At 47.4% G+C, this 24,176-nt stretch carries 23 protein-coding genes; 3 read left to right on the top strand and 20 right to left on the bottom strand.

The window, feature by feature from the left end:
• Positions 1–49 precede the first annotated feature (49 nt).
• From rplL to secE, 6 genes are all read right to left on the bottom strand, one after another.
• On the bottom strand, positions 50–418 hold the full coding sequence (gene rplL, locus EDC45_RS00225) for a 50S ribosomal protein L7/L12 (RefSeq protein WP_133542289.1): 369 nt from the start codon (positions 416–418) through the stop codon (positions 50–52).
• A 57-nt stretch (positions 419–475) separates the two neighbouring features.
• The gene (gene rplJ, locus EDC45_RS00220) at positions 476–964 is read right to left on the bottom strand and encodes a 50S ribosomal protein L10 (protein ID WP_133542287.1); all 489 of its coding nucleotides are present in this window, start codon (positions 962–964) and stop codon (positions 476–478) included.
• 276 nt (positions 965–1,240) lie between these two features.
• Positions 1,241–1,930, bottom strand: coding sequence for a 50S ribosomal protein L1 (rplA, locus tag EDC45_RS00215; RefSeq protein WP_133542285.1), 690 nt, complete (start codon positions 1,928–1,930; stop codon positions 1,241–1,243).
• Between the two features lie 3 nt (positions 1,931–1,933).
• On the bottom strand, positions 1,934–2,362 hold the full coding sequence (gene rplK / locus EDC45_RS00210; RefSeq protein ID WP_133542282.1) for a 50S ribosomal protein L11: 429 nt from the start codon (positions 2,360–2,362) through the stop codon (positions 1,934–1,936).
• A gap of 175 nt (positions 2,363–2,537) precedes the next feature.
• Positions 2,538–3,089: a transcription termination/antitermination protein NusG gene (gene nusG / locus EDC45_RS00205; protein ID WP_133542280.1), complete on the bottom strand. Its 552-nt coding sequence runs from the start codon at positions 3,087–3,089 to the stop codon at positions 2,538–2,540.
• 1 nt (position 3,090) lies between these two features.
• Positions 3,091–3,504, bottom strand: coding sequence for a preprotein translocase subunit SecE (gene secE / locus EDC45_RS00200; protein WP_133542279.1), 414 nt, complete (start codon positions 3,502–3,504; stop codon positions 3,091–3,093).
• Positions 3,505–3,801: 297 nt separating this feature from the next.
• Between secE and EDC45_RS00195 the strand changes: the two genes are divergently transcribed.
• Entirely contained in the window at positions 3,802–4,515 is a 714-nt protein-coding gene (locus EDC45_RS00195; protein WP_133542278.1) for a tRNA1(Val) (adenine(37)-N6)-methyltransferase, read from the top strand.
• On the opposite strand, the gene srmB is transcribed toward EDC45_RS00195, so the two are convergent.
• Positions 4,512–5,840 (bottom strand): ATP-dependent RNA helicase SrmB, encoded by a 1,329-nt coding sequence (gene srmB, locus EDC45_RS00190; protein WP_133542277.1) that lies wholly within the window; start codon positions 5,838–5,840, stop codon positions 4,512–4,514. The two genes, EDC45_RS00195 and srmB, sit on opposite strands and share 4 nt — an antisense overlap.
• 171 nt (positions 5,841–6,011) lie before the next feature.
• A complete protein-coding gene (locus EDC45_RS00185) occupies positions 6,012–7,670 on the bottom strand; it encodes a putative transporter (protein ID WP_133542276.1) in 1,659 nt (552 codons plus the stop codon).
• A 177-nt stretch (positions 7,671–7,847) separates the two neighbouring features.
• On the opposite strand from EDC45_RS00185, the gene EDC45_RS00180 reads away from it, so the two are divergent.
• A complete protein-coding gene (locus EDC45_RS00180) occupies positions 7,848–9,632 on the top strand; it encodes an ABC transporter ATP-binding protein/permease (RefSeq protein WP_133542274.1) in 1,785 nt (594 codons plus the stop codon).
• A 69-nt stretch (positions 9,633–9,701) separates the two neighbouring features.
• Here EDC45_RS00180 and EDC45_RS00175 read toward each other — a convergent pair whose 3' ends face one another.
• From EDC45_RS00175 to ltnD, 9 genes are all read right to left on the bottom strand, one after another.
• On the bottom strand, positions 9,702–11,504 hold the full coding sequence (locus tag EDC45_RS00175) for an alpha/beta hydrolase (protein WP_133542272.1): 1,803 nt from the start codon (positions 11,502–11,504) through the stop codon (positions 9,702–9,704).
• Positions 11,505–11,508: 4 nt separating this feature from the next.
• Positions 11,509–12,183: a cyclase family protein gene (locus EDC45_RS00170; RefSeq protein WP_133542270.1), complete on the bottom strand. Its 675-nt coding sequence runs from the start codon at positions 12,181–12,183 to the stop codon at positions 11,509–11,511.
• A 10-nt stretch (positions 12,184–12,193) separates the two neighbouring features.
• The gene (locus tag EDC45_RS00165) at positions 12,194–13,537 is read right to left on the bottom strand and encodes a phospholipase (RefSeq protein ID WP_133542268.1); all 1,344 of its coding nucleotides are present in this window, start codon (positions 13,535–13,537) and stop codon (positions 12,194–12,196) included.
• Positions 13,538–13,581: 44 nt separating this feature from the next.
• Positions 13,582–15,048: a GntT/GntP/DsdX family permease gene (locus EDC45_RS00160; RefSeq protein ID WP_133542266.1), complete on the bottom strand. Its 1,467-nt coding sequence runs from the start codon at positions 15,046–15,048 to the stop codon at positions 13,582–13,584.
• 47 nt (positions 15,049–15,095) lie between these two features.
• Complete coding sequence (gene denD / locus EDC45_RS00155) at positions 15,096–16,052, bottom strand: D-erythronate dehydrogenase (RefSeq protein ID WP_133542264.1); 957 nt, start codon at positions 16,050–16,052, stop codon at positions 15,096–15,098.
• Between the two features lie 86 nt (positions 16,053–16,138).
• Entirely contained in the window at positions 16,139–16,915 is a 777-nt protein-coding gene (gene otnI, locus EDC45_RS00150) for a 2-oxo-tetronate isomerase (protein ID WP_133542262.1), read from the bottom strand.
• Positions 16,916–16,917: 2 nt separating this feature from the next.
• Positions 16,918–17,550 (bottom strand): 3-oxo-tetronate 4-phosphate decarboxylase, encoded by a 633-nt coding sequence (otnC, locus tag EDC45_RS00145; protein ID WP_133542260.1) that lies wholly within the window; start codon positions 17,548–17,550, stop codon positions 16,918–16,920.
• Entirely contained in the window at positions 17,547–18,800 is a 1,254-nt protein-coding gene (gene otnK, locus EDC45_RS00140; RefSeq protein ID WP_133542258.1) for a 3-oxo-tetronate kinase, read from the bottom strand. The genes otnC and otnK overlap by 4 nt, the downstream gene beginning before the upstream one ends.
• Positions 18,801–18,803: 3 nt before the next feature.
• On the bottom strand, positions 18,804–19,709 hold the full coding sequence (ltnD, locus tag EDC45_RS00135) for an L-threonate dehydrogenase (RefSeq protein WP_133542256.1): 906 nt from the start codon (positions 19,707–19,709) through the stop codon (positions 18,804–18,806).
• Positions 19,710–19,913: 204 nt separating this feature from the next.
• Between ltnD and EDC45_RS00130 the strand changes: the two genes are divergently transcribed.
• Positions 19,914–20,672, top strand: coding sequence for a DeoR/GlpR family DNA-binding transcription regulator (locus tag EDC45_RS00130; RefSeq protein WP_133542254.1), 759 nt, complete (start codon positions 19,914–19,916; stop codon positions 20,670–20,672).
• A gap of 4 nt (positions 20,673–20,676) precedes the next feature.
• On the opposite strand, the gene EDC45_RS00125 is transcribed toward EDC45_RS00130, so the two are convergent.
• The 3 genes from EDC45_RS00125 to EDC45_RS00115 form a co-directional block, all read right to left on the bottom strand.
• Positions 20,677–21,153, bottom strand: coding sequence for a low molecular weight protein-tyrosine-phosphatase (locus EDC45_RS00125; RefSeq protein ID WP_133542252.1), 477 nt, complete (start codon positions 21,151–21,153; stop codon positions 20,677–20,679).
• 79 nt (positions 21,154–21,232) lie between these two features.
• Positions 21,233–23,230 (bottom strand): transketolase, encoded by a 1,998-nt coding sequence (gene tkt, locus EDC45_RS00120; RefSeq protein WP_133542249.1) that lies wholly within the window; start codon positions 23,228–23,230, stop codon positions 21,233–21,235.
• Between the two features lie 139 nt (positions 23,231–23,369).
• The gene (locus EDC45_RS00115; protein ID WP_133542247.1) at positions 23,370–24,041 is read right to left on the bottom strand and encodes a 3-keto-L-gulonate-6-phosphate decarboxylase UlaD; all 672 of its coding nucleotides are present in this window, start codon (positions 24,039–24,041) and stop codon (positions 23,370–23,372) included.
• Positions 24,042–24,176 lie beyond the last annotated feature (135 nt).

Genomic DNA, 24,176 nt, shown 5'->3' with positions numbered 1-24,176 from the left:
ATAAACCACCAGCCATCAGGCCTGAAACAGGACAAGAGATAATCAAAAATTATTTGACTTCTACTTGTGCGCCGGCTTCTTCTAATTCTTTCTTAAGCGCTTCGGCTTCAGCTTTAGAGATGCCTTCTTTTAATGCTGCAGGTGCAGATTCAACTAAGTCTTTAGCTTCTTTCAAGCCTAAACCTGTTGCACCACGTACTGCTTTGATTACTGCTACTTTGTTAGCACCTGCTGCTGCAAGGATAACGTCGAATTCAGTTTTTTCTTCTGCTGCTTCAGCCGGACCTGCCGCTACTGCAACTGCTGCCGCCGCTGCTGAAACGCCGAATTTTTCTTCCATCGCTGCGATTAATTCAACGATTTCTGATACGGATTTAGAAGCAATCGCTTCGATTAGTTGTTCGTTAGTTAATGACATAACAATCAATTCCTAAAGTAAAAATAATGAAAAAGTTAAGCGTATCTTAATGTAAAATTAAGCCGCTTCCAATTTGTCGCGTAATGCCGCCAAAGTGCGAACGAGTTTGCCTGCCGCAGCTTCTTTCATGGTACCCATTAAACGTGCAATTGCTTCTTCGTAAGTCGGTAATGTTGCTAAGAAATCAACATTTTGAACTTTACCTTCAAAGGCCGCACCTTTAATTTCAAACTTATCGTTTGCTTTCGCAAAATCTTTGAACAAACGTGCCGCAGCACCCGGATGCTCGTTAGAGAATGCGATAAGTGTAGGACCGACAAACGTATCTTTCAGACATTCGAAGTCAGTACCTTCCACCGCACGACGTAATAAAGTGTTACGTACGACGCGAATAGAAACGCCTGCTTCACGAGCCGTTTTACGTAATTCGGTCATTTTATCTACAGTAACACCGCGTGAATCGGCGATAACCGCAGATAGGGCACCTTTGGCTGCTTCATTTACTTCAGCAACAATTGCTTGCTTATCTTGAAGATTTAATGCCATTGGCTTTTAGCTCCTGAATACACTCCGATTGCTCGGAATTAAATTACCTGATATTCAACTGCATATCAGGACCACTTCGGTGTACAGAAGCAGAAAAATTCATACTCTGTTCACCATCTACGTAGGATAATTAAGAAATCGCTTTCCCCTACGGTCTCGGACGGGGCTTGAATAAGGTCAAGCACCAGCCAGAAAAAATCATATTTGCGGATAGCCGCAAAAATAAGGCATAGAATTATAAATATAAACTATGCCTTTGTAAAGGGTCGGTACAGATTATAAGCTGCTCTGATCTACCTGGACACCGGCGCCCTGAGTAGTAGAAACACTTACTTTCTTAATAAAGATACCCTTAGCGCTTGCCGGTTTAGCTTTAGTTAAAGCCGCTAACAAGGCCTGTAAGTTTTCTTTTAACTGTTCCGCAGAGAAATCCGCTTTACCGATGGTGGTATGGATAATACCGTTTTTGTCATTACGGTAACGAACCTGTCCGGATTTCGCATTTTTAACCGCTTCCGCAACATTAGGAGTTACGGTACCTACTTTCGGGTTAGGCATTAAACCGCGCGGACCAAGGATCTGACCTAACTGACCAACTACGCGCATTGCATCCGGAGAAGCAATAACTACATCGAAGTTCATTTCGCCTTTCTTGATCTGATCGGCAAGATCTTCCATACCCACTAAATCTGCGCCCGCTTCTTTCGCTGCATCGGCATTTGCACCCTGTGTAAATACGGCGACGCGAACGGAACGACCTGTACCATGTGGAAGTACGGTAGCGCCACGTACGTTCTGATCGGATTTACGTGCATCAATACCTAAATTCACCGCTACGTCAACGCTTTCGTTGAATTTCGCTGTAGCGAACTGTTTCAATAATGCGATGGCTTCGTTGATTTCGTAAGCTTTAGTTGAATCTACGCCTGCTTTAATCGCTTTCATACGTTTGGTAAGTTTAGCCATTGATTAGTCCTCCACTACCAAACCCATTGAACGCGCAGTACCTTCAATAGATTTCATTTTGGTTTCGATAGTTGCACCGGTCATATCCGCCGCTTTAGTTTCGGCGATCTGACGTACCTGTTCACGGGTTACTTTACCGACTTTATCTTTGTTCGGTTTACCGGAACCGGATTTAACGCCCGCAGCTTTTTTCAGCAATACGGCTGCCGGAGGTGTTTTAGTCACGAAAGTGAATGAACGGTCGGCATAAACGGTGATCACGACAGGAATAGGTAAACCTTTTTCCAAACTTTCGGTACGTGCGTTGAACGCTTTACAGAATTCCATGATGTTTACGCCTTGCTGACCCAATGCAGGACCAACCGGCGGAGACGGGTTAGCCATACCCGCTGCAACCTGCAGCTTAACGTAGGCTTGAACTTTCTTTGCCATTTTAATTTCCTTTATTGTGGGTGATATCGCCGAGGATTCGGCTCCCCTGTTGATTAAAGGGCTGTATTCTAATTAAACACAGCCGTAATTTCAAGTTCAGTACTAAAAAACTTGAAAAAAAACGACCGCACTTTAATCACCTTCCCTCCGGAAGACGGAAAAAGTGCGGTGAAAATCAGCTGGCTTTTTCCACCTGACCGAACTCCAGTTCCACCGGTGTAGCACGACCGAAGATGGATACGGATACTTTAACCCGGCTTTTTTCATAATCCACTTCTTCCACCGTACCGTTAAAGTCGGCGAACGGCCCTTCGGTAACGCGCACTTCTTCACCGGGCATAAAGGTGGTTTTCGGTCTTGGTTTATCGCTGCTCTGTTCCAAACGGTTCAGAATAATATCCGCTTCACGATTGCTGATCGGTGCTGGTTTATCCGGCGTACCGCCGATAAAACCCATTACGCGCGGAACACTGCGAACAAGGTGCCAGGTATCGTCGTTCATTTCCATTTGTACCAGCACATAGCCCGGGAAGAATTTCCGCTCGCTTTTGCGGCGTTTACCGGCAACGTTCTCCACCACTTCTTCGGTAGGAACCAACACTTCGCCGAACTGATCTTCCATGGCGTTTAACTTAATGTATTCGCGCAAGGTTGCCGCCACACGACCTTCAAAACCTGAAAACGCCTGTAATACGTACCAGCGTTTTTTTGCTGCATTGTCTGTCATTTTAGAACCTCAAATCGGTTAAGAATTTCAACAATGAAACGATGATACTGTCGAAACCCCATAAAATTAATGAAGTCAGTACGGTAACGCCCATCACGATAAATGTTGTCTGCATGGTTTCCGGACGGGTCGGCCATACGATTCTTCTCAATTCGATTCTGGATTCGCCGAAGAAGGTGCGCGCCGTTTTACCCTGATTAGTAAGGGCGGCGAGTGCTAATGCGACGACTAATAAAAGGATCACACCGATCACACGGACGGGCGTGGCAAATTGATCAGTAAAATAAATATTACCGACGGCGGCGATGGCAACAAGCAATACGACCAGAACCCATAAAAAAGCATTTAAGCCCTTGGATTTCTGCTCAACTTCTTCCGCAGCCGTTTTCTTCTTTTTCTCGATTTCTGAAGCCATAATCAACCTATAGATCAAATTTTAAAATTTGAGAGATTTTTCGAACGCGTGATTGTAGCATTTTATTTGCGGCTTTCATATTAAATTTTCATTAAACCTGATTTTTCGCCGGAAGCGCAATGCAAAGGGGAAAAGGGTATCCTCACAATTTCGGTAAGTATTCGAATAAGCCGTACGACACAGGAAGGAACAAGCCGAAAGATTCACCTCGAAGCTTACGGACAACTGGATTTAACGCCCCGAATAATGCGAAAATAGCTTCTTTCTATCTCCTGACTATCTCCTGAGCCAGTACTTATGCAAGAAAATCCGGATTTTCGTTTTAAACAGTTTAGCCTCCGCCACGATAAATGCGCCATGAAAGTCGGTACCGACGGTATTCTGCTCGGAGCCTGGATTGCACCCACCGAGCAAGCCTCATCTTGTCTGGATATGGGCTGCGGTAGCGGTCTGATTGCACTGATGCTGGCGCAGCGAACCGCCCCGCACTGCCGGATTACCGCCGTGGAAATCGATGCGGCGGCAATGGCTCAGGCACAAGAAAATTTTCGCCATTCTCCCTGGTCGGATAAATTACGGATTTACCGCGAAGATGTGCTTGAATTTTTAACCCGCAGCCGGCAACAATTCGATATTATCGCCGCAAACCCGCCTTATTTTGAAGCCGCTATCAGCTGTAGTAACCCGGCTCGTAATCAGGCTCGCTACTTTGCCGAACAAACTCATCAAGACTGGCTCCAGAACGCGGCACAATGTTTATCGGAGCAGGGACAAATCCATTTTATTCTGCCCTTTACCGCCGGAAAAATATTGCAGCAGCAAACCGATCTTTACTGCCTGCGCGCCTGCGAAGTCATCACCAAACAAGGAAAGCCTCCCCATCGTTTGCTCCTTTCTTTCGGACGTAAAAAATCACCAACCGAATTGAGCCGCTTGGTGATCTATAACGCTGAAAATCAGTATACGCCGGACTTTATCCGTCTGACCCGGGATTTTTATTTAAAATTCTAAGACGGCGAACTTTCCTCTAAAACTGCCTTAGGACGACGACGTTTACCGATATTTTTACTTTCTTTATGGCGCACCTTTATCTTACGGTCGCTTTTTTTACGCTCTTCATATTGTGCTTTTTTACGCGCTTTCTGTTTTTTGCTGACGCTTTTCACTTCGCCGTTCTTAGGCGCCTTGGTTCGCGGCTCCAGCCCCTCGATAATACGGGGCTTCAGCAACTCTCCGCTATAGCGCTTGATTTTACCGAGCAATTTATAATCATGGCTCTCCACAAAAGAAACCGCACAGCCTTTTTTCCCCGCCCGGGCGGTACGCCCAATACGATGCAGATAGACATCCGCACTATAGGGCAAATCGAAATTCATTACATGGCTGATATCTTCAATATCGATACCCCGCGCCGCCACATCCGTTGCCACTAAAATCCGCACCACGCCGTTTTTCAGCTTATCTACCGCATTATTACGCTGACTCTGCGCCATCTCGCCTTCTAAATAAGTCGTGCGGATACCGCGTTTACGCAAGGTTTCCGACAGTGCGCGTACCTCTTCGCGCCGGCGTACGAATACAATACCGCGCTGAATATCCTCTTGCTCGATAAAACGGGCAAGCAGTTTGATTTTATGCTCGTTACTGTCCGCATGATAATACCATTGCTGAATTTTCTTCCGCTCGCGCCGGCTGGATTCGGCATCAATTCGTATCGGATCATTTAACAGGCGGGCGGCAAAATCCGCCAATAATTCCCCTTCCAAGGTAGCGGAAAACAAAAGGGTCTGCTTACGCCAGCGGGTTTCCGCCGCAATTTTTTCCGCACTCTGACCGAAGCCCATTTGCAACAAACGATCCGCTTCGTCAAAAATTAATATTTCCACCGCCCGGCAGTCAAAATTTTCTTCCTGGATATATTGCAGCAAGCGTCCCGGCGTAGCTACCACCATATCCTGATTCTTATTGAACACTTCACCATGATTCTGGTAGGCAACGCCGCCGGTAATGGTAGCGATACTCAAATCGGTAAAACAGGCCAATGCCTCAGCCTGTTCGGCCACCTGCATCGCCAGTTCGCGGGTCGGCGTCAGAATCAAAATGCGCGGCGGCCCCGGCTTACGTCGCGGATAGTCCAGTAAATGCTGAATCGCAGGTAATAAAAAAGCGACGGTTTTTCCGGTGCCGGTCGGTGCGGAACCTAATACATCACGTTCTTCCATCGCGGCAGGAATGGCTTCGCACTGAATGGCGGTCGGTCGGCTATAGCCTTTTTTCTCTAGCGCGCGTAATAATTGCGGCGAAAGATCGAAATCTTCAAATTGCGTTTGTGGCATACTGTTTCTCTGCTCTATTGAGTATCCGTTAATAAAAGTCCGCGCGATTATATCCTACTTTAGCGGCAAAAGTGCGGTCATTTTCCACGGATTTTTCCGCAACAATAATAAATCCGCCGCTCGCAGTAACCCTGCGGCGGCGAATAAACATAATCCGTCGGTAATTTCCGGCTACATTACCGACCAGAGCAAAATCGCCAGCAGCTGCGGCGAAATAATACGTAAAAACATAACCAAGGGATAAACCGTCGCATAAGATAAGGCGGCGGCACCGTTTTCTTCTTTCATCGCATTAGCAAAAGCCAAAGCCGGCGGATCGGTCATAGACCCCGCCAGCAATCCGCAGATACTGAGATAATTCATTTTGGCATATAAGCGCGCCAGAATACCCACCGCCATCAGCGGTATAAAGGTCAGCAAAATACCGTATCCCATCCATTCCAGTCCGCCGCCCTCGACCAGGGTATGTACGAAGTTACCGCCGGATTTTAGTCCCACCACGGATAAAAACAACACAATGCCGATTTCCCGCAGCGCCAGATTGGCACTCGGCGGCATAAACCAGTACAGTTTACCCACAGAACCGATACGCGCCAGAATCAGTGCGACAACTAAGGGACCGCCGGCCAGACCGAGCTTTAAGGCAACCGGGAAGCCCGGGATATGAAAAGGTATGGAACCGACCAAAACGCCCAGACCAATACCGATAAATACCGGCAACATCTGCACCTGCTGCAATTTAGACTGGGCATTGCCCAAAATGGCAATGGCGCTGTCAATAGTATCGACACTGCCGACAATGTGCAGAACATCACCAAATTGTAAAGTGGTACTGGCGGTCGGAATCAATTCCACCCCGGCACGATTCAGACGTGAAATCACCACACCGTATTTCTGATGGATTGCCAGATTGCGGATTTTCTTCCCCAGTACCTTTTCATTGGTTACCACCACCCGTTCGGAACGCAAATTACCGCTCAGACTGGAAGCCTCCACATTAACTTCCTCACCGATAATCAGCTTCATTTTTTTCAGCGCGGCATAATCGCCGATGATATGCAGTAAATCGCCAAGCTGAATTACCGTATCCGCCTTGGGAACACAGATGCTTTCATGGCGTTTTAAACGGGTGCAGATAACCTCCTGGGTTTCGATACCGGGAATATCACGCAGCAGCAGTCCGTGCAGATTCGTATTGGTTACCTTAATATTGACCTTATGCAGCGTATCCTTATCACGACCCGATTCCCGATCGAAATTCGCCGCCTCCGCATCTATTTTCACTTTAAAAAAGAGGCGCACCAGCCACATGGTCAGCAAAATACCGCAGATACCGAAGGGATAAGCCACCGCATAAGCCATCCCCATGCTCTGGGTAATATCCGTCATTCCCAGCTCCGAAAGAATCTGTTGCCCCGCACCTAGGGAAGGGGTGTTGGTTACCGCCCCGGAATAAATCCCCAGAATAATATCCAGCGGAATATCCACCGTTTTATACAGGATCACCACCAATAATGCGCCAAGCAATACAACCAGTGCGGCAAAAGCATTCAGCTTCAGCCCGGACTCACGTAAAGAAGCGAAAAAACCCGGACCGACCTGAATCCCGATGGTATATACAAACAGAATCAGGCCGAATTCCTGAATAAAATGCAGCGTGTGCGTATCCAGATGCAGACCGTATTGTTCGGTAAAATGCGACACCAGTATGCCCCCGAACAGCACGCCCCCGATACCCAGACCGACACCTTTAATTTTCCAGTGTCCAATCCACAGGCCAATCACGGAGACAAGGGCAAGGATACTGATGGTAATGGCAACATCAGACATAACTCTTCCTACCTCGAATTTAAAATAATGAAAACTGAAGGAATTATAGCAATCTTTAGCCGGGTGAAATGTGACCGGCTATGAAATTTTGAACATTTCTTATATTTTTCTTGCCTAACTCTCGAATTTACTAAAAAATAACCGACTTAATTTCAATCACAGGGTATAAGCGATTATATGGATTATGTACAAGAACTGCTGACTTCTTTTTTATGGATACTAAAAGCCCTCGGTATGAGTGCCGTACTCTTTTCTCTGGTGCTCTGGCTGTTGGTCAGAACCACAGGCTGGGCTAGCCAATTTTGGCTGTTGGCAAGGGACTATCTTTCCCCGCGGCGCAGTATTAAACCGCTGGCCTATTTTATAACCCTGGTTTTCTTTAACCTCCTTTCGGTGCGTTTAACCGTACTCTTCTCCGAATGGTACAAAGCCATGTATAACGCACTGCAAGAGATGAATGCCGCCGAATTCTGGATTCAGATGGTCATCTTCTCCGTGCTGGCCGCCATTCATATCAGCAATATTCTTTTAACTTACTATCTGACTCAGCGTTTTACCATTCAGTGGCGCACCTGGCTAAATCAGTCCATGCTGGAAAAATGGACATATAATCAATCCTACTATAAGGTACAATACCTACCGAACCAGCTGGATAATCCGGATCAACGCATTCAGCAGGATATCCTCTCTTATGTTTCCAGCTCTATCGGCTTCGCTACCGGTGTGATTTCCTCGGTGGTTTCCATCGTCGCCTTCACCATCATTTTATGGGATCTCGCCGGCCCCATGACGCTATTCGGCGTAACCATTCCCCACGCCATGGTATTTTTAGTTTTTATCTATGTGCTAGTCAGCAGTATTTTCGCCTTTAAAATCGGGCGACCGCTGATTCAATTAAACTTTGCCAACGAAAAACTGAATGCAAATTATCGTTACTCCCTGATTCGCCTGAAAGAATACGCCGAAAGCATCGCCTTTTTCCGCGGTGAAAAAATGGAGAAAAATATTCTGTTTGCCCAATTCGATAAAGTAATAGGTAATGTTTGGAAAATTGTCTACCGCACCCTAAAACTTTCCGGTTTTAACCTGATGATCTCCCAGGTTTCGGTTATCTTTCCTTTTATCATTCAGGCCAGCCGTTATTTTAATAAACAGATTCAGCTGGGCGATTTAATTCAGACCGCCCAAGCTTTCGGTCAGGTACAATCCGCCCTATCCTTCTTCCGTAATTCCTATGACGAGTTCACCGGCTACCGTGCGGTACTGGATCGTCTTACCGGCTTTCATAGCGCAATCAACCAGGTCAATAGCGGAAGCGGCTGCGCCATTGAAGACGGAGCTGAAGGTATGCGCCTAGATCAACTGAATATTAATAAACCTAATGGAGAAGCCTTGCTGCGAGAACTGAATCTGGATCTGGCACAGGGTACCTCATTATTAATTAAAGGCCCGTCCGGTGCGGGAAAAACCACCTTGTTGCGTACCATCGCCGGTCTTTGGCCCTATGCCGAAGGAAAAATAACGCGCCCGCTACACAGTGCCTTGTTCCTGTCGCAGAAACCTTATTTGCCGCAAGGACGCTTAATCGATGCCCTGTATTATCCTGAAAACACCCCGCCTCAGCCGGATTTTGCCGCTGCCGGGGAAATTATGCTCAAAGTTCAACTGGGACATTTAAGCGCCCACCTTAGTGAAGAAAACGACTGGGCTCGCGTTCTTTCTCTCGGTGAACAACAACGTCTCGCCTTTGCCCGTTTACTTATGCACCGGCCTTTAATCGCATTTTTAGACGAAGCCACCGCCAGTATGGACGAAGGATTGGAAGACGCCATATATCGCCTCCTGCGTGCCGAACTGCCGCATACCACCATTATCAGCGTAGGCCACCGCTCCACCCTGCAACCTCATCATCAGCAACAATTACTGATCGACCCCGAGGAACAAAGCTGGCGTTTACTCTAATTCCCGAACATAGGCGAGAGCTTACTTTATTCTCGGCTTAAAAGTAAAACATCAATAACATCGGGCGTTTCAAGCCAAAAAACGCCCGATAACCTGCCCACCGACCATAATCCAAGTCATCAGCATTGAAGTGAAAAATACGCCGAGATAAATATAGCCCGTTTTCAAATAGCACCAGTGATGGAGCAAGCCGAATACAATAAACTGCGGAATAATCACCGCCAGCATCATCATCCAACGCCCGCCGAATTGCGGTAGACCGATAACATCAAAACCCGGGCCAATCTGCATAAAAGCCGGCACGAAATGCAGCAACCACAGCAGAATTAAGCCGCCGGCGGCAAAAATCGCCGTATTCAGCGTCCAGCTTGCTAAAGTCGCGCTAAAAGAAGCGCGGTTTTTCTGCTTCATCTGCACGGAAACGATCAATCCGTTAAAAACGAAGAAAAACACTAAAATCGGCAGCCAATATTGCGAAAGCAAATTAAATCGTTCTGCATTCAACGGCTTCAGCAACGGCCACAAAAAGCGTAGTTCCGCCCCCCAATACTGATAGATAAAAGTCGCAATGAAATACAACCAAAGGATTAACAGCACACTAAGTAATAAATAACGCCCTGCGAGTACAATGGTAGATATTTCGGGAGAATCACTCAGCACCCCGAACCGACGCAAACAAACCGAGTTGCCTCTTTTCCAGCATAAGAAAAAAATCAGATTAATTAGGGCGCTGACCGTTAGCCAGGTAATAATGCCATTGCCCATTTCCAAAGGCATAAAGGGCAATAATGAAGCAATAGGTTCGTTAGCGCCGCCCCAGCGGGTAAATAACGGATACAAAATCATCGTGGCAAGCAAATTGATAAATGCAAAAATCCGCCATTGTGAGCTGGAAACTGCGGTCTGTTTTGTTACAGGTTTAGTTACCGAGGAGAAATATGCCGTGCTTAATAAGGCATTCGCTACAAACAGGGAGGAAATCAATGCCGCTGCAAGCGCAACCAACCCGGCAAGTTCTTTATACCAATAGGTTTGTTGTTCGGGGTCAATCCAATCCTCCGTTTGTTTACCATCCTGTAGTGCCCGATTAAACCATAAAATCGCTTCTTTATTGCTGTGTGCGGCAATCATTACCCCCAAATGAGTGCCCTTTACCAATGCCGCTCGCCGCGCGGAACCATCAGCAAAATCACCATAGGTATGATTCCATTGCAATATGTCATCTGCTGACAATGAAAAAGCTGCCAGACGTTTTTGATTATTCACCAACGCTTTAACCGGGAAGATTTTTTCCCGATAGCCGCCTATTTCTTCAAATAGCCCCTGAGTCAGCAGATAATTATGTAAACTTTCGTCGCCGCCGTTAGCGCTTAGACCGTTTACCGCTTTATGATCGGGATTAAGCTTCGCTACTCGTATCGCATTTAGGGCGCCGGTGGAATGTCCGAATATACCCAACCTTTCTTTATCGACAAAAGGCAAGCTTTTCAAATAACGGTAACCGTTATTAGCACCGCTCATATTTTTATCCGAAGCAGGCAAAGCGGTCGAATAACCATGACCGAAGTGATCGATCGCCAATACCACAAAACCTCGCTTTGCTAATTCCAATGCGCCGAAAGTGGCGGCGGCTTCCTTATCACTCTGATAACCGTGTAACGCCAGCAAACCCGGTTTAGGGTGCTGTGGCGTTGCCGACAGGGGGCGATATAATTTAGCGTGCATCGGTTGCATTTCTTCGCTTATAAAGCTAAAACGGCTGATCTCGATTCGCCCGAAATCCCGCTCGACCAAGGAACTCAAATAGGCGCCGATAAAACTTAAACAACAGAACAAAATGGCTAACCAGTAACTATTGTCGCTTTTTTGCATAGAATTACTCACTCTCGGCTAAAATACAGACTTGTGCGCTGTCGATCCCTCGGATCAACAAGGGCATGGCAAAAATACGTTTCAAACGAGTTTTATCCACTGCAGATAGCTTCATATCCTCAATAATACAGATGAAATGATGGCTGAACATACCTAGCATAATTTGATGCGACTTTATCCCTTGTTCAGGGTGGTCAGGGGAGGCAAGTGAAATAAAATCAAATCCGAGTGCTTTCAGATTAGCCGCATGTTCCATCAAATAACGAGCCGTCTGAACGCTGACTGCTACACCTTTAGTCGCATATTGATTAGGATGCTGCATACGCAGCTTTTCCAACCCGGTGCGTATCATCAGAAAATCCGCCCGGCGGATAGCGCTCAAATGAATTTCCAGATCAATTGGCTGAATCATCTCCCCCGCAGATTTAGGAATATCCAATAACAGCGGTCGCTCATAAATAAAACGCTGCAGTGGCAGTTCGCTGATGGTAGCCCCTTTGGGGTTGAAATGATTCGGCGCATCAAAATGCGTACCGAAATGATTGAATAAATGTACGATCGAACTGTTATACATATCTCCGTCGGCAATACGGGTACTTTTTTGAATACTTAGGGTAGGTTCCCCGGGAAAACCGGGATCGGCAATATCCAGGGGATAAGACAGAAGCTGATAGTTCATCGACTCCTCCTCAGGGTAATCTCTGTGCTAGTAACCAAGTAATCACTTCCGGGCTATTGAATACCGCATCCCAGCTATTATGCGGATTGTGATTGATAATGCCGTTATCCCCGGCCCGAATAAAACTGAATTCGGTATATTTCACATAGGGCGCTCCTAATGCTGACAGAATCCGATAATTAATCCGTGAACCCTGCACCGGCGCTACCTGATCTTGTTTACTGTGGAAAAACCATATAGGTACGTTTTTAAGCGGAGCCAAACTCGCCGGCGTCGCATTGCCGTCAATCCATTCCAGAGAATCCGCCTCACGTCCGCTAATTAGAAGTGCACCGGCAAAAAAGTGCGGTCGTTTTTGCAAGAGTTTTAGTGCGCCTTCCGCCCCACGCGACAGTCCTACCAGATAAATCCGTCGTTTATCAATGGTAGGGTTCTTCGCTAGCGTCCGATCAAGCATCTGCAACACTAAATCCATCCGGTTATCGCTCTGCCAGTGAATCCCGCCACGCTGGCCCTTGTTTGCGTCATCAAAAGGATCGAATACGGAAGAATATTGCGGCGCCAGAACAAAACCTTGCTCATATGCCAAGGTAAAGGTGGCTCCTTTGCTAGACAGCAACTGAGCCAGATTGTCCGAACCTACTTGGCCCGAACCGTGCAAAAACAGGAGTAGCGGATAGGACTTGGCGCTGCCCGTCGGCGTATATAAACGATAGCGCAGAATATTATGAGGATCGCCAGATGCCACCTGATGTGCGATGAAATTATCAATATAGCGATTTTTTACCTTATTTTTAGCTGCACTCTGACTAACTATAAAGCCGTCTAAAGTCTTGCCGTTACTCAGTTTGAGTAGTCCCTTTTGTTCAATATGGTATTGTAACCGCGCATGATAAAACTTCGGCACATTATTCCTCTGGACTTTTTCGATCTCAATAATCTTGCCATCGCTATCCCTGGCTCTAAATTTCATCGGTCGTTCGTTTTCCTTGCGCAGGCTATACAGGGCGGCATTGTTATCCCTGCTATCCAGTTCAATAATTACAAATCTGCCGGTTTTTGCTTGATAAGCGGTTTCCGCCTTATCATTGACATAGGCTTTTAACACCGAACGGGGTTCCTGCCCCTGCTGATCCAAACTGGTAGCAACCCGATACAAATGTCCTAAATTACTACCGGATAACACATCGGATTCATATTCCAGCGCAACCGCATTGATTCGTTGTCCCTGCTCCGTTACTTCACTGAGCAGGGTTACCCCCACCCAAGCAGGAATCTGAGGGCTATCCGCGCTTATTTCACCGACAGCGGACAAAGCCGGCAGGAATAAGTAAAGGAAAATCCATTTCCGCATAACTACCTCTGATTAAAAAAGGTTAACGGGGAAACCCCATGTTATTAGTCGCCCCTATTCTGAATTTTAACGTACAGCAAAATGGCGGCCAGAACGCCGAGCGGTAAAATTAAATCGAACACTGAACCGTCGTTCCCCCATATCAGATTGGATAGAATCACCAGACAGCCGCCGCTAGCCCAGGCGACGGTGGTAGGTACCGACCAAACGATCATTTGCTTGCCAACATCATTAATCCCCATCATACGATTAACCACCCAGAATAAGCTGTCGTTAAAATACCCGAAGAACAATGAACCCATGGTTGCCGCCTGTGCGGCAAGCAGCATATTAACGCCCGGAATTTGCATTAGAATAGGAGCGGAAATAGATGCGGCGGTAATCATCGCCACAGTACCCGAGCCCTGAATAAAACGTACCAAGGTAGAAACGATAAAGGGGATCAGAATCGGTGAAATCGGCAAGGCGGCAATTTGTTCGGCCAGAGCGGTACCGGCTCCGCTTTCGCGTAGCACCGCACCCAGCGCACCGCCCGCACCGGTAACCAACAAAATAATCCCGGCGGTTTTCACCCCCTCTTCCAGATGAAGTGCGGTGGTATTTTTATCCGCTTTCGGTAATAAGGTATAAACGGCGATTAATACGCTGATTGCCAGGGCAATCATCGGATGACCGATAAAGGCGAACAATTTATACAGCGCCGCTTCTGCTATTTGCGGACTGGTTTTAATCGCCAGATCAAATAATGCCTTAATAAAAATCAGACCGATGGGCAGCACAATCGGCAACAGAGACAGTCCCAGCCCCGGTAAATCTTTGTTTTTGCCCTTTTCGATATAATCCTCGTATTTCTGTTTTAATTCTTCCCGGCTAAAAGTTTCCTGGTTAAAGGAGGGATATTTTTTATCCAGCCATTGCGCATATAATACGATACCGATAACAGGGAACAGAGCAAAGGCCATGCCTACCAGCAACATAGCGCCGATATCAACCCCGAATATGCCCGCCACCCCTAAAGGCCCCGGAGTAGGAGGAACAGTATGATGGGTAACCACCAGACCGCCGGCAAGGGCGACCCCCAGGGTTAGCAGGGAACGTTTCCCTTTTTTCGCCAGCGCCTTAGCCACGGGATACAAAATCACGAAAGCCGAATCAACAAAAATAGGAATGCTGACCACATAACCGGTAATCGCCAACGCCCATTCCTCTTTTTTCTTGCCTAAGAATTTTATAAAACTATAAGCCATTTTTTCCGCGGCACCGGAAACTTCCAGAATACTGCCCATCATAACCCCGAGGCCGATAACGATACCTATTCCGCCTAAGGTGCCGCCGAATCCTTTGCTAATGGCACCGAGCGTATCGCTAACGCTCATTCCGCCGATAATACCCGCAATCGCCGCAGCAATTAGCATGGCAATAAATGCATGAACGCGCGTTCTTAACACTAGAACCACAAGAACGAATACCGCAATAATTAAACCGATAACCGGTGTGGGAAGTCCGAACATAGGTATTCCTTACAATAAGATTGAACATCGGCGCCGCCAAGCACCTTTCATTCGAACCGCATATCGCAGCGAATAAACTGGTTGATAACCTCCTTAAAGGAAGAATCCGCTTTAAATCCGAGGCTTAACGCCTGCTCGCAGTTGATTTCCGCCGGCCAGCTGGCCACGATATCGTTAATCGCCGCATCAAATTCAAAGTCGATATAACCTAAAATCTCCTCGCCTTTAATGGCGGCCAGCGCTTCTAGCATATGATGCACACTGATACTGAAACCCGGCAGATTTATCACGTGCCAGCTGCGCTGCGGCAAGCTCGGTAGAGTTAAGGCATGGATAAAATTGTCAATAACCGTATTCGGGCTGGATAGCCAGAGTCGTAATTCCGGTGCCACGGGACAAATCGCCCTTTGTTGGTGTAAAGGTTCGCGCATAATGCTGCTGACAAAAGAGGAGGCTGCCTTATTCGGTTTGCCCGGGCGAATACAAATGGTCGGTAAACGTACGGATAAAGCGTCCACAAAACCTTTACGACTATAATCATTAATCAGCAGTTCACACATGGCTTTCTGCGTACCGTAAGTCGATTGCGGCGTGAGTGCCGTATGATTTTGAATCTGCGCCGGTAGCTCACCGCCGAAAACCGCCAGTGAACTGGAAAAAATAAAACGAATATTCGGGTTATTGCCACGGCATACTTCAAGCAGATTCCGAGTGGCCAAAAAATTTATCGCATAGCCTAAATCCGGATCCTGTTCGGCATGACTGCTAACAATTGCCGCCAGATGGAAAACCGCATCGGTTTCGCCATCAATAAGCCCTTCCAGCCCGTCCGGATTACTGAGATCCATTTGTACCCATTGCAGGCGCGGATCATCCTGTGCGACGACAGGTTTAACTACATCGATCAGAATTAATTTGCGAATATTAATATCCGTACGGCTAAGCAAGGTTTCGGTTAAACGCCGGCCTAAAAATCCCTGAGCACCGGTAATTACAATTTTCATAACAGCTCCTTATGGAATAAGTTGTGCAAGAGCGGTCGTTTTTTTACGGAGTTTTAAAAACAGGAGAAAAACAACCTAACTTTGGTTTATTTGTATTGTTCAAACCAACCCAGACCGGCTTGCGTTGTGGTACGCGGTTGATATTCGCAGCCGACAAAGCCCTCATAGCCGATGGCATCCAACAACCCGAACAGATGGACATAATTGATTTCCCCTTCATCGGGTTCATGGCGATCCGGGACGGAAGCGATCTGAATATGACCGAGCCGCTGTTTCAATCTATTGGTCAGGCGACTGAGGTTTCCGTCCACATTTTGGGCGTGATAATAGTCCAGCTGAATGTAAACGTTATCGCAATCTATGAGTTCCGCCAGTTCCAAGGCCTGATACTGGCTGCTGTAAAGATAGTTAGGTTTGACTTCGGGGCTTAAGGCCTCCAGCATAATATCGATACCGTACGGCCGATATTGCTTCGACGCATAACGCACATTATCAATAAAGGTACGCCGATATTCCTCTTTATCTTCGCCGGGCGGAACCACACCTGCCATCAACAACACCCGCGGACAATTGAGCCCGATAGCATATTCAAGTGCGCGGTCAATATCGCGCCGTGCTTCCTCTTCCCGGCCGGGGAGCGCGCATATTCCCCATTCGCCCCCTCCGATATCGCCGCCGGAGGTGTTAAATAAAACCTGCTGTAAACCGTTTTCAATCAGTTTCGCTTTTAATTGCTGAACCGGATAATCATAAGGCCAGAGATATTCCACATATTTAAAACCGGCGACGGCGGCCGCTTCAAACCGTTCCAGAAAAGGTACTTCGTTAAACATCATGGTTAAATTCGCTGCAAATTTAGGCATATCTATTTCCCTCTGTGTTCTAAATCCTTGATTTCCGCTGCTGTGAGATAGCGGATTTTATGTCCCTGTAAAATAAAATACAGTTTTGCGGTTTCCTCCAATTCTTCCGTATTTTCTAGCGCATCGACCAAATTTTCGCCGCATACCACAACGCCGTGATTGGCTAACAGAAAAGCTTTACCCCGATTTGCCCGTTCTCCCAGTTCGCGTGCAATATTGCCGTCGCCCGGTGGATAATAAGGCACCACCGCCAGCTTACCGACCCGCATCACATAATAGGGGGTAAAGGCTCGAATCGCATTATCCGGATCCAACCCCTGCAGACAGGATAGTGCGGTTAAATAAGTGGAATGCAGATGCACGATAGCCCCACACGCCGGATTATTGCGATATATGGCTAGATGAAATACCGACTCTTTCGAAGGCTTATCCCCGCTCAGCAGGTTTCCTCGCATATCAACCACCGCCAGACGCTCAGCCTGTAAACGTCCCAGCGAGGCACCCGTAGGGGTTACCAGAATACGTTCTCTATCGAGGCGGACAGACAGGTTGCCCGCCCCGCCGACACTATAACCGCGCTCAAACAATGAACGGGCTAGAGCGACCATTTGTAGTTTTTGCTCCTCTTCCCTCATAACGTCATACCCTGTGCAACTTCAAAGAAATCCTTTGTGCCAAAGTTTCCCGACTTCAAGGCCAGAAAAACAGGTGCGTCCAATGTTTTCAGCCAGGGAACGCCCGGCGCAATCTGCTTTCCGATATAAAAAGCCGAAAGCCCCAGTCGCTGCACCACAATGCTTGAGGTTTCTCCGCCGGCGACGATAAAATTGGTAAAACCCGCCGCTTTTAGTTTTACGGCCAGGCAGGCAAAAACCTCTTCAATTGCTCGGCTGATTTGTGCTACACCGAAACGCTGCTGAATCTGTTTCAGTGCTGCAACCTCCACTGTGGCGTAAATCATCGGTGCCGGTTTGTGTTCCGCATGGGCAAGCACCCAGCGATACAGCTCGTCGCCGTAATCCGGATTATGCAATGCCTGCTCGGCATCTAATGCCAGGCTCGGAGCCAACGCCTTGTAATAATTCACCTGCTGATTGGTCATCAGCGAGCATGAACCGGATAAAATAACGGTTTTGCCCGGGGCGGGAATTAACGCCGGCAGATTCTGCGCCTGCCGGTCATAGCTCCGCGCAATATAAGCCGCCAGTCCTGAACCGCCGGTTACCAGAGGGAAATCTTTTACCGCCTCAGCCAGTAGGGCGAGCTGAGAGTTCTCCGTCGCATCTACCACCGCATAGCGGTATCCCTCCGCTTTTAAACGCGCAAAGCAGGTTTTAATAGATTCCGTTCCACATATAACCTCGGGGTACGCCACCAAACCGGTTTTTCCCTGTGCCTGCGCATCCATTAAGCGCAGCAGACTGGCATCTTTCATCGGCGTAATCGGATGATTCTGCATACCGGACTCGTTCAGTAAAAGATTGCCGACAAATAAATAGCCGTTAAAAACCGTACGCCCATTTATCGGTAAGGCCGGGCAGATTACGGTGAAATCTTGTTGCAACGCATCCAGCAAAGCATCGGTTACGGGGCCGATATTACCTTCCGCACTACTATCAAAGGTCGAACAATATTTAAAATAAAAACGATTACAACCGTTTTTCTGCAACCAGCGTAACGCCTGTAAAGATTGTTCCACCGCTTCCCGAGGCGGATTGGAGCGGGATTTCAGACTGATAACCAGAGCATCGGCTGGATTCGGTAATGGCTGTAAAGGAACGCCGTTTATTTGGATTGTTTGTAATCCGTTCTCGCTTAAAAAACCGGCGATATCGCTAGCCCCGGTAAAATCATCGGCAATCACGCCTAATTTTTTATCCGCCATTCCCTATTCTCCTTTCTGCGGCAAAGAAACCGCGTTAAAAATTTTGATCACCGCACTATCGTCCAGCTTGCCGTAACCGGCGTTACTGGCTGCAGTAAACATCGAATGCGCCGTATTCGCCAGATACAGCGGGAAGTGCAAAGATTTGGCCGTATCCGTAACCAGACCCAAATCTTTAACGAAGATATCAACCATGGATAGGGGACTATAATCCCCCTCGACTACATGTTTCATTCGGTTTTCAAACATCCAGGAATTACCGGCCGCATGAGTAACGATCTCATACATCAAAGCCAACGGAATACCGGCTTTCGCCGCCAGTGCCATGGCTTCCGCCGCCGCGGCGATATGCACGCCGGCCAGCAACTGATGAATGATTTTAACCGTCGCGCCTAAACCGATTTCCGCACCTATGTTATAAACTTTCGCCGCTACAGCGGTCAGCATCGGCTGCAACTTGTTAAAAGCAGCTTCACTGCCGGCCGCCATTACCGTTATTTCCCCGCTGGCGGCCTTTGCCGCACCGCCTGAAACAGGGGCATCCAGTACGATTAAGCCCTTTTCTGTTAATTTTTGTGAAATTTCTTTCACCTCCTGCACCGAGATGGTGGAGGAGAGCATCAGCGCGGTACCTTTATTTAATTTATCCGCCAGCCCGTTTGCTCCGAACAGTACACTCCGAATCTGTTCAGCATTAACCAGCAGTAATAAAACCGCATCCAATTTTTCAGCAAAGGCTCCGGCATCCTGTGCCACCGCGGTAGCACCCGCCGCTTTCAACCTGGCTAATGCCGCGGTATTTAAGTCGATACCATAGGTTGTCAGCCCCGCCCGTAAACAAGAAAGTGCCGCTCCCATGCCCATAGCACCCAGCCCTATCACAGCAACGGAATAAGATGATTTCGTCATAGACTTTTCCTCCTTTGCAGCAAATCCTATCCCTGTGCATATATCATCTTCCTTTTTAAGATTAAAATCTGAGATCTAACTCACAAAAATTAACAAAATATGTTATTAAATGTTATTTATTGATAATTTTCTATAGCACATTGAATAGGGATAAGAAAAAAGCGTATAATTTTCACAAAAATAAACAGCTAGACCGGAAAAGAGATGATTCCCGCCGAACGACAAAAAAAGATTCTGAACCTGATTAACCAACAGAACATTATCAGTATCGCCGCATTGGTGCAGATTATGCAGGTTTCGCATATGACGATTCGGCGGGATATTCAGAAATTAGAAGAAGAAGGAAAAGTGGTTTCCGTTTCGGGCGGGGTTCAATTATTAGAGCATTTGTCCGCCGAACCGACCCATGATGATAAATCGCTGCTGTTTCAGCGTCAGAAGGAAAAAATCGGTATTGAAGCGGCCAAACTCATTACGGAAGCCTCCACTCTGTATCTGGACGCAGGTACCACTACCCTGGAGATTGCCAAGCAGATTAGCCATCGCAGCGATTTGCGTATAATCACTAACGACTTTGTAATTGCTAACTTTCTGATGGTTAACAGTGCCTGCGAACTCATTCATATCGGCGGCTCGATCAATAAGCGTAACCGCTCCTCCGTCGGCGAACTGGCCGCCCGTTTTTTACATAATTTTTCCATTGATACGGCCTTTATTTCCACTTCCTCTTGGAATTTAAAAGGCCTCACTACGCCTGATGAAAATAAACTCCCGGTCAAGAAAGCCATTGTCGAAGTCAGTAAACGCAAAGTTCTGGTTTCGGATTCTTCCAAATACGGTAAAGTCGCCACCTTTTTGCTTTACCCGCTAAGTGTATTCGACTGTATTGTCTGCGACCGGGAATTACTTCCCAACGCTCAGGAAGCCATTCGTAATATGGATATCCGCCTACTGTTGGTATAGATTCTTATAAGCCGCGTTCGCTTTTCAGTTTTACTAATAAAGCCTGACAGCACTGCTCCAGTAATTCATAGGTTTGGGTAAAATTGCCGCTGTACCAGGGATCGGGAATATGGTCGATGCCGAGATCGGGACAAAGATCGGTGATTTTAAACAGTTTATGCGGATGAACGCCGAACAGGTGCTGTAAATCGTGCAGATTGTTGTCATCCATTGCAATAATGTAATCGAATCTATCCCAATCCTGCTTGTTTACCTTACGGCTGACGAAGCCGCTGCTGTCAATCTTATGTAAATCCAGCATTTCCGCCGTACCGCAATGCATATCTTCGCCGTCATGGTAACCGGCGGTACCCGCGCTGGCACAGGAAATCAAATTATCCAGGCGGGCCTGTTTGATTTTATCCCGCATTACATATTCCGCCATCGGCGAACGACAAATATTGCCCAAACAGACGAATAATATATGCGTTTTATCTTTCATAGCTTTGCTCCCAAAAAATCAGGGACAAGCCGGCTTGTCCCTGAAAATAACTAATTCGCAGATAAAGTACGGTTAAAAATTACAGAATTTCTTTTGCCTTAGCGACCACATTTTCTACGCTGAAGCCGAACAGTTTGAACAGCTGATCCGCCGGTGCGGATTCGCCGAAGCTGTGCATGCCCACAATACGTCCGCCAAAGCCGACGTATTTGTACCAGAAATCCGAAATTCCCGCTTCAACGGCTACGCGTTTAGTTACTGCAGCCGGCAATACGCTTTCGCGATAAGCGGCGTCCTGTTTATCAAATACATTGGTGGACGGCATGGAAACCACACGAATTTGCTTACCTTCGGCACTCAGCTGTTGTGCCGCTTTCAGCGCCAATTCCACTTCCGAACCTGTGGCGATAAAGATGAGATCCGGCGTACCTGCGCAATCCTGCAAAATATAACCGCCGCGCGCCACATTCGCCAACTGTTCGGCGCTGCGTTCCATCTGGGTCAGATTCTGACGGGTGAAAATTAAAGCACTCGGCCCCTCTTTACGCTCCACCGCCGCTTTCCAGGCTATTGCCGATTCCACTTGATCACAAGGACGCCAGGTTTCCAAATTTGGAATCAAGCGTAATGAAGCGGTCTGTTCAACCGGCTGATGGGTCGGACCGTCTTCGCCCAAACCGATGGAATCGTGGGTGTAAACGAATAGGGAACGCTGTTTCATTAACGCCGCCATGCGTACCGCATTATGAGCGTATTCATAGAACATCAGGAAGGTGGCGCCGTAAGGGATAAATCCGCCGTGTAAGGCGATACCGTTCATAATCGCCGACATACCGAATTCGCGTACGCCGTAGTTAATATAGTTACCATCAACATTTTTATCGGCGCGAATAGGTTTGGAACCGGACCACAGGGTCAGATTAGAACTAGCTAAATCCGCCGAACCGCCGAGAAATTCCGGCAAAATATGAGCATAAGCTTCAATCGCATTCTGCGAAGCCTTACGGCTTGCAATAGTTGCCGGATTAGCCTGTAATTTCTCAATAAAGGCCTGGGATTTTTGCGCCCAATCCGCCGGCAATTCGCCGTTCATCCGACGTTTAAATTCCGCCGCCAGCTCAGGATAAGCTTTTGCATAAGCGGCAAATTTTTCGTTCCAGGCTTGTTCCGCGGACTGTCCTTTTTGTTTGGCATCCCATTCGGCATAAATATCCGCCGGAATTTCAAAAGGCGCATAAGGCCAGTTTAGCGCTTTACGAGTTAATGCGATTTCTTCGTCGCCTAAAGGTGCGCCATGACAATCGTGAGAATTGGATTTGTTCGGCGAGCCGAAACCGATAATGGTTTTACAGATAATCAGGGTCGGCTTATCGGTTTCTGCCTGCGCCTGTTTGATCGCCTGTGCGATTTGTTCAGGATCATGTCCGTCCACCGCAGGGATCACCTGCCAACCGTAAGCTTCGAAACGCTGTTGGGTATTATCGCTGAACCAACCCTCAACATGACCGTCGATAGAAATATTATTATCGTCGTAGAAGGCGATTAATTTACCTAAACCTAAGGTACCGGCCAACGAACAGGCTTCGTGTGAAATACCTTCCATCAAACAGCCGTCGCCGAGGAAGACATAAGTATGATGATCTACAATCTTATGTCCGTCGCGGTTAAACTGTGCGGCCAATGTTTTTTCCGCAATGGCCATACCCACCGCATTGGTGATTCCTTGTCCCAAAGGCCCAGTAGTGGTTTCTACGCCCGGCGCATAGCCGTATTCCGGATGACCCGGTGTTTTTGAATGTAGCTGACGGAATTGTTTTAAATCTTCAATAGATAAATCATAGCCGCTCAGATGTAACAGGCTGTAAATCAACATGGAACCATGTCCGTTTGATAACACGAAACGATCGCGATCCGCCCATTTCGGATTTGTCGGATTATGTTTTAAGAAACCGCGCCATAATACTTCGGCGATATCCGCCATGCCCATAGGTGCGCCCGGATGACCGGATTTTGCTTTCTGTACGGCATCCATGCTCAGAAAACGGATTGCATTCGCCAGTTCACGATGTGTTGACATATAGACTCCTAATTGATTCAGACTGTGAAATGTCGTTCAATTCTACACTAGATTGGGCTAAAAGCTAATAGTCTAAAGCACTTAATTTCCCTTTGATATTACCGAGCAGCCTTTATCCTCGGTGCTTATCTTGCACCCTTTACCAGTATTTATCGATTTCCCTCCGAATCGCCTGCGCCTCCCATATCCCCCGCTCTCCCAGCAATGAACGACCGGCAATAAAGGCTTTTACATTTTTAATTTGTTTGAATAAATGAATATCCTCCGCCACAATACCGCCGGTAATCGACAGCATCAGACCTAAGTCGGATAAGCTTTTCATGCGTTCGATATCTTCCTCGTTCCAGCCTTTACCCGCCAGCTCCGCATCGCGGGAGCGATGATAAATCGCCTGGGTGATTCCGCAGGTCAGCCAGTCCTTGGCATCCTGATTTGTCCAGTTACCGTAAATTTCGATTTGAATTTCTTTCGGTACTTTCAGCTGTCGGGTTAAATTAAATTCCTCCGCCACCTTTTGGCAGGCGGCTTTGGTCGCCGGGTGAGCGGCGGCGGACACCGTCAGCCAGTCCGCACCGGCTTCAAAAGCCATCTTAGCCAGAATAGCTCCGCCGTCGGTAGTTTTTAAATCGCAAACTAAAATATGCTGCGGATACAATGCCCGCAAGCAACTTACCGCTTTCATTCCCTCCGCACAGGCCAGAATGGTGCCGACCTCAATAATTTCCACACAGGCTTCCGCCTGTTTGGCATCGCACAAGGCTTTTTCCAAACTTAATGCGTCCAATGCGATTTGAAGTAAAGGTTTACTCATGTCGATATCCTTTTCCGTTCGGTTAATGCACAAAAGTGCGGTTAAAAAATAAATACTTTTTCTAGGCTGAGAAGATGAGCTGAAACCAGGTTGAAACCGCCCGTAACCTCCTCCGCCCCATGACTTCCATTACCA

Source organism: Mesocricetibacter intestinalis (assembly GCF_004363295.1).
In the GTDB taxonomy this organism is placed as follows: domain Bacteria; phylum Pseudomonadota; class Gammaproteobacteria; order Enterobacterales; family Pasteurellaceae; genus Mesocricetibacter; species Mesocricetibacter intestinalis.
This window is presented reverse-complemented; position numbering and strand designations above follow the sequence as displayed.